General features: G+C 39.9%; 10 protein-coding genes. 6 read left to right on the top strand and 4 right to left on the bottom strand.

Going from position 1 to position 11,451, the window contains the following annotated elements; all coding sequences use genetic code 11:
- Positions 1–57: 57 nt before the first annotated feature.
- Positions 58–1,155: an aminopeptidase P family protein gene (locus ACFQ19_RS08400; protein ID WP_379591633.1), complete on the bottom strand. Its 1,098-nt coding sequence runs from the start codon at positions 1,153–1,155 to the stop codon at positions 58–60.
- Between the two features lie 191 nt (positions 1,156–1,346).
- On the opposite strand from ACFQ19_RS08400, the gene ACFQ19_RS08405 reads away from it, so the two are divergent.
- The 4 genes from ACFQ19_RS08405 (at position 1,347) to ACFQ19_RS08420 (ending at position 4,836) form a co-directional block, all read left to right on the top strand.
- Positions 1,347–2,015 carry a PspA/IM30 family protein gene (locus ACFQ19_RS08405; RefSeq protein ID WP_379591634.1) on the top strand — a complete coding sequence of 223 codons (669 nt, stop codon included), beginning with the start codon at positions 1,347–1,349 and terminating at the stop codon, positions 2,013–2,015.
- Between the two features lie 94 nt (positions 2,016–2,109).
- On the top strand, positions 2,110–2,796 hold the full coding sequence (locus tag ACFQ19_RS08410; RefSeq protein ID WP_379591635.1) for a metal-dependent hydrolase: 687 nt from the start codon (positions 2,110–2,112) through the stop codon (positions 2,794–2,796).
- A gap of 431 nt (positions 2,797–3,227) precedes the next feature.
- A complete protein-coding gene (locus ACFQ19_RS08415) occupies positions 3,228–3,455 on the top strand; it encodes a hypothetical protein (protein ID WP_379591636.1) in 228 nt (75 codons plus the stop codon).
- 73 nt (positions 3,456–3,528) lie between these two features.
- Positions 3,529–4,836, top strand: coding sequence for a DRTGG domain-containing protein (locus ACFQ19_RS08420; RefSeq protein WP_379591637.1), 1,308 nt, complete (start codon positions 3,529–3,531; stop codon positions 4,834–4,836).
- A gap of 130 nt (positions 4,837–4,966) precedes the next feature.
- Here ACFQ19_RS08420 and ACFQ19_RS08425 read toward each other — a convergent pair whose 3' ends face one another.
- Positions 4,967–5,260, bottom strand: a complete 294-nt coding sequence (locus ACFQ19_RS08425) for a YtpI family protein (RefSeq protein ID WP_379591638.1) — start codon at positions 5,258–5,260, stop codon at positions 4,967–4,969.
- 77 nt (positions 5,261–5,337) lie between these two features.
- Here ACFQ19_RS08425 and ACFQ19_RS08430 point away from each other — a divergent pair, with 77 nt between their 5' ends.
- On the top strand, positions 5,338–6,315 hold the full coding sequence (locus ACFQ19_RS08430) for a DHH family phosphoesterase (protein WP_379591639.1): 978 nt from the start codon (positions 5,338–5,340) through the stop codon (positions 6,313–6,315).
- A gap of 568 nt (positions 6,316–6,883) precedes the next feature.
- Here the strand turns inward: ACFQ19_RS08430 and ytrI are convergent.
- Entirely contained in the window at positions 6,884–7,387 is a 504-nt protein-coding gene (gene ytrI, locus ACFQ19_RS08435; RefSeq protein ID WP_379591640.1) for a sporulation membrane protein YtrI, read from the bottom strand.
- Positions 7,387–7,719, bottom strand: a complete 333-nt coding sequence (locus ACFQ19_RS08440) for a YtrH family sporulation protein (RefSeq protein ID WP_040979768.1) — start codon at positions 7,717–7,719, stop codon at positions 7,387–7,389. The genes ytrI and ACFQ19_RS08440 overlap by 1 nt, the downstream gene beginning before the upstream one ends.
- Positions 7,720–7,958: 239 nt before the next feature.
- Here ACFQ19_RS08440 and dnaE point away from each other — a divergent pair, with 239 nt between their 5' ends.
- A complete protein-coding gene (gene dnaE, locus ACFQ19_RS08445) occupies positions 7,959–11,276 on the top strand; it encodes a DNA polymerase III subunit alpha (RefSeq protein WP_379591641.1) in 3,318 nt (1,105 codons plus the stop codon).
- The last annotated feature ends 175 nt before the right edge of the window (positions 11,277–11,451 follow it).

Consider the following 11,451-nt stretch of genomic DNA (forward strand, 5'->3'; position numbering starts at 1 on the left):
AAACCCCGATTTTAATTAAAAAATCGGGGCAGATATGGATACAGCTAGTAAGCGGTATTAAGTAATCACTTGTAATGTTTTAGGATATTTTGTCAGTTCTAAAGGCATGTAGTTGGTGGTGAACAGCATATCTTCAATTCTTACACCACCAACATTCGGTACATAAATACCCGGTTCAATCGTAAAGCACATTCCAGGTTCGATGGGAAGTGTATTTTCACGATGCATGGAAGGAAATTCATGTGTTTCGATGCCTAATCCGTGCCCAAGTCTGTGTGTAAAATATTCTCCGTATCCTTGTTCGGTAATATAGTCTCTTGCAATCTTATCCAGTTCGCCGACAGCAGTACCTGCTTTACTGGCTTCAATCGCTTTTTCATTGGCTTGCAGTACGGTATTGTATATTTGTTTCTGTTCATCACTAATATCCCCATAAGCAACTGTCCGGGTAATGTCAGAACAATATCCTTGATAAATCACCCCTAGATCAAAAAGAACAAGGCTGTTTTTTTCTAAAGGTGTTTTGTCAGGATTTCCGTGTGGAGAAGCTGTTTTCGCACCAAATAATGCCATTGTCTGGAATGACATTTCACGAATTCCTTGTTTTTTCAACGTATGCTCGATTGTTGCAACAACTTCCAGTTCAGAGACGCCTTCTTTTAATGCTTCAACGCCGGTTTTAACGCCTAAATCAGCTAATTCTCCAGCGGTTTTTAAATACTCATGTTCTTTTTTGGACTTAATCAGACGCAGATTTTGAATGGCGTCTGTCGCATCGATATAGGTTGCATTTGGAAAGATTTCCTGAAGTTGATTGAAACGCCGGATTGTTAAATGATCTTTTTCCACAGCCAGGACAGAAGGATTTTTTTCTTGTTTTTTCAAGAAGGCCTGCAGCGTCTGCCAAGGGTCTTCATGGTCATAATAGCTTACAATCAAATACTCCCAGCCGGCATTTCTTGCATCTTCTTCTTCCATTTTAGGTAATAAGAAGATAGGATCGATCCCGTCGATAAGTATAATGCCGATAACCCTTTCATGCGGATCGGTGTAATATCCGCTTAAATAATATACATTTGCTTTGGAACTGATGAAACAACTGTCTGCCTGTTGTTTTTTGAGCTCGGCAAATAAATGGTTCATTCTATCTGTCATTATTATTTTGCCTCCTAATCTATTTATATTGTTAATTTCCCTGGATGACGGATATAATCGTGTTCTCTAAAAAATTATAGCAGATATAAAGAAAAAATCCGATAAAAATGAAACTTTTTGCGAAATCAATCGTATTTCTTATTGTACAGGAACCGTACACTACGATTACTTATTCTAAGAGGAGGATTAGTATGTTTCAATTTTTTAACAGAATGAAAACCATTGTCAGTTCAGAACTGAATGCAATGATTGATAAGGCGGAAGATCCTGTCAAGATGTTAGAACAGTACTTGCGGGACATGGGTCAGGATATTGAAGATGTCGAAGCTGCTGTAGCAAAACAGATGGCCAATGAAAAAATGCTGAAGCGTAAAGCTAATGATGCAAAGGCTATGGTGGAAAAGCGGCAGGAACAAGCTGAAAAAGCAGTAGAAGCAGATAATGATGAGCTGGCCAAAAAGGCATTAGAAGATAAAAGAAATCAGGAAAAATCGTATACTTCGCTGCAAGCTTCTTGGGAGCGTGCCGATGGAGATGTTCAAGTACTGAAAGAAAAATTAACAGAAATGAAAAAAGAATACCAAGAAATGAAATTGAAAAAAGACTCCTTGAAAGCTCGTGCAGAATCGGCAAAAACAAAAACGAAAATGAATCGTACGATGTCTTCCATTGGCAGCGATCAATCCCGTCAAGGTTTTGAAAGAATGGAAGAAAAAGTACTTCAATACGAAGCAGAAGCAGAAACTTCAGAAGATTTAAATGAAAGTGCGCGCACGCTGGATGAGGAATTTGAAGCGCTAGAGGATAATAATGATGTGGATGATGAACTGGCTGCGTTGAAAAAGAAATTTAATAAATAAATCTTGAAAAAAGATGCATGAAAATAACGGGCAGCGGGAAAACACACTATATAATCTAATAAACATTCAAGCTATGTAAAAGGAGAGATTTGAAGTGAAAGTATCTTTTCATGGACATTCTGTAGTAAAAGTAGACACTGGAAATCATCGTATCATTATTGACCCGTATATCAATGGTAATGAGGCATGTGATTTGAATCCGAGTACGGAAAAAGTAGATGTTATTCTCCTGACGCATGCTCATAATGATCATGTTGGAGATACAGAAGAAATAGCGAAGAATAATGATGCGCTGGTAGTAGCGCCGACAGAACTCGCTAACCATCTTGGATCCAAAGGGCTCAACACACATCCTCTGCATATTGGTGGATCCCGTGATTTTGAATTTGGTAAAGTACAATTGACACAGGCATTTCATGGATCTGCCTATAATGAAGAGGATGGAACAGTTGTTTATGGCGGTATGCCTGCCGGGATACTCCTTACAGTAAATGGAAAAACGATTTATCACTTGGGGGACACAGCATTATTTAGCGATTTAAAAATGTACGGTGAATTAAATGACATCGATATTGCCTTTATCCCAATTGGAGATAACTTTACAATGGGGCCAAGCGATGCACTGCTTGCAGCTGAATGGGTGAACGCCAAGAAAGTGGTTCCTGTGCATTATAATACCTTCCCGCCAATTGTTCAGGATCCGGAAGCCTGGGCATCTAAAGTGAAGGGCGGTAATGCACACGTTATGCAGATCGGAGAAACCATTGATTTATCCTCTTAAAAGAGATTGCTAAAAGTGTGTGTTCAAAAAGTCCGGTAAATAGGACCAAGTCGGCTGAGTTCGCGACATCCTGGGGCCTTAGATTACTTACCCCACCGAAGTGCGTTGTCTCAGGCGCCGACACTAGCACGTCCTGGGACTGCGTTTACTCGTCTCACCGAAAACATTTGTGCGTCGAAAGTTCAAGGTGACGAGACTTTTTCGAACAGACTTCTCGCGTGTTGTGGTGACTTCTACGCCCGCCACACCGACGTGGGCGTTCTTAGTAGAAGTTCCTTTTCTCGCCGTGTCATTTTTATTGGACTTTTTGAACATCCTCTAAAAATAAAATAAACGTACGCACAGAAGAAGACCACAGAGTTGTATTACTCTGTGGTTTTTTGCATAGAAACAGGCCTCTCTCATACACTTATAAAAAGGGGGATGCCGTTTTGAAAACCAATATTATTTTAAGATTATTATTAGCTGCTTTTTTTGTTTACATTGCTTGGCCGATGATTCCGCAATCTTCCAGCTCGTTGGAATTTTTATTTTGGGGATGCTGGTTATTATTTGCGTTTATCTTCATAGCCGCCAATTTTGCAACACTACTCCAAATGTCCCGGCCTCCAATTATGGAACAGGAGGGAATAAATAAGAAGAAATTGCGCAGCCATTGAGATTCGCCTGTTATAATTGTATAATAAAACTAATATGTTTTATATAGTACAGTTGAAAAGAAGGTGATGGCAGATGGCAACAAAGCATGAACAAATTTTACAGCATATTTTATCCTTACAAATAGGAAGCAAGATATCTGTCCGTCAAATTGCAAAAGAATTGAATGTGAGCGATGGAACGGCTTACCGAGCAATCAAAGAAGCAGAGAATCAGGGGATTGTCAGTACGATCGAGCGGGTAGGGACCATCCGGATTGAGAAGAAAAAGAAAGATAATTTTGAGGAACTGACCTTTGCTGAGGTCGTCAATATTATTGATGGACAAGTATTGGGCGGCAGAGACGGTCTGCATAAAACGCTCCGCAAATTTGTCATTGGTGCCATGCAATTAGACGCAATAAAACGCTATACACAAGCTGATTCGTTATTAATTGTCGGGAATCGCCTTGAAGTACATCGATTTGCTTTAGAAGCCGGAGCGGCAGTGCTTATTACAGGAGGATTTGATACAGATGATTCTGTAAAACAGCTTGCCAATGAAAAACAACTGCCTATTATTTCAACAAGTTATGACACGTATACAGTTGCAGCAATGATTAATCGTGCCATTTACGATCAATTGATTAAGAAGGAAATTGTTTTTGTAGGAGATATTGCAACGCCGTTTGAATCGGCTTATTATTTAACAACCAAACAGCAAGTCAAAGATTGGTATATTAATAATGAGGTTTCTTCCCATACACGATTTCCAGTAGTGGATGACCGCATGAAAGTAGTAGGCATGGTTTCCTCGCGTGACATTGTCGGAAAAGAGCAAGGTACGTTTGTTGATCGTATCATGAGTCGTAAACCGATTGTCGTGCAGGAAAAAACGTCTTTAGCCTCTGTGGCGCACATGATGGTATGGGAAGGAATTGAACTTGTTCCAGTAGTGGACGAGTCGCAAATACTGAAAGGTGTTGTTTCCAGGCAGGATGTATTGAAGGCAATGCAGCAAATCCAGAGACAGCCGCAAGTTGGAGAAACCATCGAGGACATTGTGGCTACGAATATGTCAGAGGTGCCAAGTGAAGATGGTTTATTTGAAGCGCATGTTATACCGCAAATGACCAATCATTTAGGAACGTTATCGCATGGTGTATTTACAGCTTTAATTGCCGAAGCATGCGAAAAAATGATGAAAATAGAAAAAGATGCGGAAATCTCGATTGAAAACATTACCGTTTATTTCAGCAAACCTGTACCTATTGACAGTATGTTATATATTAAACCGACGCTGCTTGACGTCGGCCGTTTATATGCCAAAATAGATATAGAAGTTATGCATGAACAGACGATAGTGGGACGGTCGTTAATTATGGCTCAACTGATTAATCGTTAGCCGCTTGATGAGATGTTGCGAAGAACGGGGAACAGACCAAGAGAGTATACTGGAAGGCAGTGAAAACAATAGGGAATCAACTAAAAACAACTGGAACCTTATGGAATCCAGTTGTTTTTAAGCAGCGTATTCATTGTGGATACAATCGTCTCCACTCTTTTTGATAATGACGCGCTTCCTTTAAGCCGCGGACAAGCTGCAAGACGCCAAAAGCAAAGATAACCAGACCAACAAATAAACTGATTTGTGTAAGCAGTAATGCATATTGATTGATGGCAAAAGCTATCAAGAATGCTCCCAGGCAGGATCTGGCCCGGCCATTGAAATATTTTTGCGTTAATGTACTTTTTTCTCTCAAAATTGCTACTTTATAATAGATATAAAAAACAGCTGAAATTATAATTAATATTGGAAAGATAACCATTTTAACGCTCCTAATTACATATTCTTAAATTCTATAATCATTGTACCTTTTTTTAAAGGAATAGTACAGGAGAATTCATGGTTAAAACAGATATTGAAAAGGGGATTGTCATGGAAATTACAAAAATTATTAAAGCGATTGAAACAAACGAAAAAATAATTATTCACCGGCATGTCAGACCAGATCCGGATGCTATTGGTTCGCAGATGGGATTAAAGGCGTTAATCAAACATTCATTTCCGGAAAAGGAAGTTTACGCGGCAGGGGAGACTGTTTCGTCATTGTCTTTTTTAGCACATATGGATGAAGTATCCGATGCAATGTATCAAGAAAGCCTGGTGATTGTCTGTGATACAGCGAACCAGCCTCGGATCGATGATGAGCGCTATCATACAGGAAAACAGTTAATCAAAATTGATCATCATCCGAAGACAGACTCTTACGGAGATATAGAATGGGTCTCCACGGATTCCAGCTCTACCTCAGAAATGATTGTTGAACTTGCTTTAGAGGCAAAATCACGAGGGTGGGGGTTAAATAATGAAGCAGCTCGTCTGTTGTATGCAGGGATTGTTGGAGATACTGGCAGATTTAAATTTCCAAGCACAACGGTTAAAACTTTTCAATATGCCGGCGAGCTGGTTCGTTATGATTTTGACCGGACAGCGCTGTATGACGGATTATATCAGGCGGAAGAAAAGGTATTGCGGTTGAGCGGCTATATTTTACAGCACTTTCAATTATCCGAAAATGGGTTGTGTGTCATTAAATTAACAACGGAGTTATTGGAAAAATATGATGTCAGTGTAGAAGAAACCAATCAGCTGGTTCAGGTAGTAGCGGATGTTAAAGGAATGAAAGCTTGGGTCTTTCTTATTGAGGAAGAAAGTCAAATCCGGGTACGTATCCGCTCAAAAGGAGTGGTTATCAATCAGGTAGCAGGCAAGTATAATGGCGGCGGACACCCGTTAGCTTCTGGTGCAACCGTATATTCCTGGGAAGAAGGAAACTATTTAGTTGCTGACTTAGAAAAAGTTTGCGAGGAACAGGCGTAAAGGAACAATACACATGGGATTGTCAGCTTAAGTGTTTTTGAATTATTTCTAACGGTGTTATGGACGAAATGGGATATAATCTTATAACACTCTGGAATATATGTTGGAGCATCGAACGAGTAGGTGTTGTCTGCCTATTTTGTATTAACTCAACTTTCGTACCTAAGAATAAGCATATAAACGTTGCTGTTCCAGGATGAACAAGATATGGTGTATAGCTTCCGCTCCGGCCAAGCCCTCCGCTTTCCGACGTACAACGGTTTTGATGGGGCGAGTAAGCGCAGTCCCAGGACGTGCAAGTGCAGGCGCCTGAGACAACGCACTTCGATGGGGTGAGTAATCTAAGGCCCCAGGAGTCACGGGTTTAGCCTGCAAACCTCCTAGGAGTCTCCGTGTTTGGCCTGCGCTCTAATAGGATTCTACAGCGCTTGGAAGAAATAATATCCTGATGAAGTTAGATGAAATAATAGCTTTATTTGTTCAGCTATTTCAACCGTTTAGAATATCCTACTAGCGGTCGCCTTACACTTTACCTTCTCATCTTTTTTTAAGTGCGAAAGTTGAGGTATTAACTTACGGAGTCCGGTAAAACGATGATTTTTAAATCCGGTCCAAAGACAATTTGTTTGACGGCGAATTGGTAGCTCATCCCATCAAGCGTGAAGGATTTATTTTCAATCGTTGCAATCAAAAGCTTGTCTGAGCGGGAAACAAGTTCTACTTCTTCGCCGATAACATGATTGATTTCTTCATGAATTAAACCTTGCAGCTGATCCTGCATGAGTAAATCAATCCGCATGGATTCCGGATCCTCTATTTCGACAGTGATTCTGGAAACGGTAAGAGGTTGTTTCGTTTGCTCGCTTAAATCTTCCTTATCTTTTAAAAGTGTCTGGTTGGTTTGTTCCAGTTCGTTTACCTCATTAGACAACTCGATATTTTCTTGTAATATTTCTTCGTACATGGTTTCGTACATATAGATAAAGATAATATAGGAAAGGATGCTGCCAAAAAAGAATCCGACAAAAATAAGCTGCCAGCTTGTTTTTTTATGATAAGGAGGAATATGCATCAGGGAACATCTCCTTGGGAAAACCATTGAATGATAATCAGGCCAACTTTCACTCCGCCCATTGCTGATAAAATGAGTAATATTTGTTTAATTAAATCCATAGGTGTGCCGTCAAATAACCCTCTTTCAAAATTGGCGATAGCGTCAAACGTACCGCCGATGGCAGCGACAATTCCCCAAATTCTTAAGCGTTCTGCAATACGGTTCATTGATGTCAGTGCAGCGTCGCCAGTGGCGAAATCTCCAATGCTTCCGATAATAGAACCGCCGATGATAACTCCTAAAGCAATAAAAAAACAATGAATAAATGCAGCGAAAAAACGTTCCTCCATACCGACACTCCTTACGATGTAGCTTGTCTTATAATTGGCAACTCTTGTGATTGGAGGTGCTATATTTCTATCTTATGAATGAAGCAGGCAGGATATGAGAAATAAGAAAGTACAATATTTCAGCTTTCCTGCATTCATTTTTTAAGAATGGCCATGTTGCGCTTTAAAGGTAATAAACAATATCAATAGGCACGTATGTCCTATCTTGTTATAATAGATATAGAAAGAAGGCGGGTAGAATGACGTACACACATATATCAGTAAAAAGCGGTTATAGTTTGATGAAGAGCACCGTTTCTATACAAAAACTTGTGCAAAAAGCGAAAAATAATCAGTATCGCAGCTTATGTTTAACAGATGAAGCTGTGCTTTATGGTGCTATTTCATTCTATAAAGCTTGTATGGATCAAGGGATAAAACCGATTATCGGAATGACTGTTACGATTCAAATAGGAGAAAATGAACAAAGTTATCCGATTATTGTCCTTGCCAAAAATAAGACCGGCTACCAACAGCTGTTAAAGTTAAGTACTTATTTACAGATAAATCACCTTGATACATTACCTGTTGAGCAGCTTGCCGCATATACAGATGGCGTCATTGGAATACTGCCTGGAAAATCGTACTTACCAGCGAAAAATGTTTTGGAAGAACAAGATAAAGCTATGGTCTTTCAGCAGCTAAGAGAAGCAGCATCCTGTTTCCAGGGTGGGGATTTTTATGTTGGAATGGATGCCGAAACGCATTTATTGCCGCTATGGAAAGAGGCGGATTTTTCGTATGTTGCTATACAGGATGTTCTGTATCTGGACGAGCAGGATGTATTCGCTTATGATTGTTTGCAAGCGATGCGTACCGGAGAGAAATGGGTGCCTCAAAGCAAGGAAAACCTGCCTCAAGGGCATCATTTCGCTTCTCCAGAGGAAATGAAGCAATTATTTCATGCTTGGCCGGAACTTTTAGATAAAACGGAAGAAATCGCTTATAAATGTACAACATATTTACATTTCGATGAACAGCATCTGCCGTCTTTTCCGACACCAGCCGGACAATCAGCAGATATGTATTTGCGGGAATGCTGTGAAAAAGGGCTGCAGGAACGTTATGAGACAATTACAGAGGTACATCGGGACCGGCTGGAATATGAACTAAAAACAATTACAAGCATGCATTACAGTGACTATTTTTTAATTGTTGCTGATTTTATTCAGTTTGCTAAAACAAATCATATCATGGTCGGACCGGGCAGAGGTTCTTCGGCAGGCTCGATCGTAGCTTATATTTTAGGGATTACAGAGGTTGATCCATTAAAATATAATCTGTTATTTGAACGTTTTTTAAATCCACAGCGGCTGACCATGCCGGATATTGACGTGGATTTTTCTGATATGCGACGTGATGAAGTCATTGATTATGTGCGGAATAAGTATGGAGAGGAACACGTTGCACAGATTATTACTTTTGGAACGTTTGCGGCGCGCTCTGTTCTGCGTGAATTGATGAAGACAATGGATGTGCATGATCAGGACGCCCGCTACATTTTACAAGAGATGAAACGAATATCTCCAAGCAGTATCAAAAAGTTCCTGCAGGATGCAACAGAATTAGCTGCGTATGTGAAAACATCTGAAAAATTAAAAGTTTTGTTTACAATCGCTATTAAATTAGAAGGATTGCCAAGAAATATATCTACCCACGCAGCAGGTGTTGTTATCAGTGAACAGCCATTAGTAGCTGATGTTCCTTTAACAAGCGGTACAGGAGACACCTATTTAACGCAATATGCCATGAATGAGCTGGAGGCAGCAGGACTGCTGAAAATGGACTTTTTAGGACTCAGAAACCTGTCGATAATAGAAAGGGTAGCGAATGGTGTAGCATATACGTATAAGAAGGATGCCGTATTAACAGCTATTCCTGAGCAGGATGAAAAGACATTTGCCATGTTACGAGAAGGAGATACCAGCGGGGTCTTTCAATTGGAATCAGCGGGAATGCAAAAAGTGCTTACAGAATTAAAACCATCTTCATTCGAGGATATTGTAGCAGTAAATGCGCTATACCGGCCGGGGCCGATGGATTTTATTCCTGTTTATATCCGGCGGAAATTCAAGCAGGAACCTGTTACCTACCCGCATCCGGATTTAGAGCCCATTTTAAAATCGACATACGGCGTGCTGATTTACCAGGAACAGATTATGCAGATTGCCCACCGTATTGCCGGATTTAGTCTTGGCGGAGCTGATATTTTAAGGAGAGCTGTCAGCAAGAAAGAAAAAAGTGTGATGCAACAGCAGGAGAAGGCTTTTATAGAAGGGTGTATAAAGAATGGGTACTCGCAAGCTGTGGCCGGGGAAATCTTCAGCTGGATCGTTCGTTTTTCCAATTACGGATTTCCGAGAAGCCATGCAGTAGCTTATAGTAAAATATCTTATCAACTCAGTTTTTTAAAAGCCCATTATCCAGAGGTATTCTTTTCATGCCTGTTAACGGATGCGAAAAATCAGCCTGAAAAATTATCAGCTTATCAGGCTTCCTTAAAAGAACTGGATATTGCTATGCTTCCACCGCATATTAATCGGAGTTATCAGCAATTTACGGTCGAAAAAAAGAAGGTACGCACGGGATTAGCTGCTATTAAAGGGATGAGTTATCAAGCATTGGTTCATATTTTGGAAATCCGCAAAGAAGCTCCGTTCGCCAATTTTTTTGATTTTTGTATGCGAGTAGATATAAAAAAAGTAAATCGGGCCACGATTCGAAACCTTGTGTTAGCCGGTGCATTCGATACATTTCATTCTAACCGGGCGAGTCTGATTGCTACTATTGAACCGGCGCTCGAACAAAAGGAGCTGTTTCAAGGAATGTATGAAGACGCTTCTTTATTTCAGAATGCATTGGAATATACAGCGGCAGAAGATTACACGAAAATACAGAAACTCACTTTTGAAAAAGAGTTGATGGGGATTTATATTTCGAATCATCCGTTTGAGAGTTACCGGAATGTGTTAAGGGCAAACGGAATTGTTTCTTTCAAACAAGCTGAGCGCTTCACTGGTACAAGGAAAGAAATTTTCACGGTCGGTGTTGTGGAAGAAATAAAAGTAATTCGTACTAAAAATAAAGAAAGAATGGCTTTTTTAACGATATCGGACGAAGATAAAAAGATGGATGCTGTTATTTTTCCGGATTTATTCCGGCATATCTCAAACCGTCTGGAAGAAGAACAAATCGTTTGGATGCGTATTTCTGTGGAAGAACGGAATGGGAAGCTGCAGTTTGTTATCAAAGAAATAGAAGCTTTTGATCTTTCCAACGTAGGTATACCAGAAACAAATAAATTATTTATCCGAATGACGGATCAGGATAAACGGAGTGTTTTAAACTATTTGCGGCAGTTAGCAGAGGATTTTCCCGGAACCACTCCGGTTATTGTGTATCATCCTGCGAATAAAGAAACTTACCGGCTTGCTAACAGTTATTCACTTCACTTAACAGATAAGGAAATAAGACAGCTGAAAAATAAATTTGGACATGATAACGTGGTGGTAAGGTAATTGCTATCGTTACGAAAAATGTTCTAATGGTGTCATGTAAAGCATATAAAAGGGGCTTCGGTTTAAATGGTGTATTCTCGGCATTTTTATCGGAGACTCTTTTGCATCGTTTTGTGATATTTGCGCGTAACGCATACGAATAGAAAAGAACATAATTCATCGTTTTAGTTACTTT

Origin of the sequence: Oceanobacillus locisalsi, from assembly GCF_042675985.1 — a bacterium.
GTDB classification, from domain to species: Bacteria; Bacillota; Bacilli; order Bacillales; family Amphibacillaceae; genus Oceanobacillus; species Oceanobacillus locisalsi.

Excerpts from the sequence above, each read along its gene's own strand:
- ytrI (WP_379591640.1), bottom strand. The coding sequence starts at position 7,387 with ATGCATATTCCTCCTTATCATAAAAAAACAAGCTGGCAGCTTATTTTT.
- ACFQ19_RS08400 (WP_379591633.1), bottom strand. The coding sequence starts at position 1,155 with ATGACAGATAGAATGAACCATTTATTTGCCGAGCTCAAAAAACAACAG.
- ACFQ19_RS08425 (WP_379591638.1), bottom strand. The coding sequence starts at position 5,260 with ATGGTTATCTTTCCAATATTAATTATAATTTCAGCTGTTTTTTATATC.
- ACFQ19_RS08440 (WP_040979768.1), bottom strand. The coding sequence starts at position 7,719 with ATGGAGGAACGTTTTTTCGCTGCATTTATTCATTGTTTTTTTATTGCT.
- ACFQ19_RS08405 (WP_379591634.1), top strand. The coding sequence starts at position 1,347 with ATGTTTCAATTTTTTAACAGAATGAAAACCATTGTCAGTTCAGAACTG.
- ACFQ19_RS08430 (WP_379591639.1), top strand. The coding sequence starts at position 5,338 with ATGGTTAAAACAGATATTGAAAAGGGGATTGTCATGGAAATTACAAAA.
- ACFQ19_RS08420 (WP_379591637.1), top strand. The coding sequence starts at position 3,529 with ATGGCAACAAAGCATGAACAAATTTTACAGCATATTTTATCCTTACAA.
- dnaE (WP_379591641.1), top strand. The coding sequence starts at position 7,959 with ATGACGTACACACATATATCAGTAAAAAGCGGTTATAGTTTGATGAAG.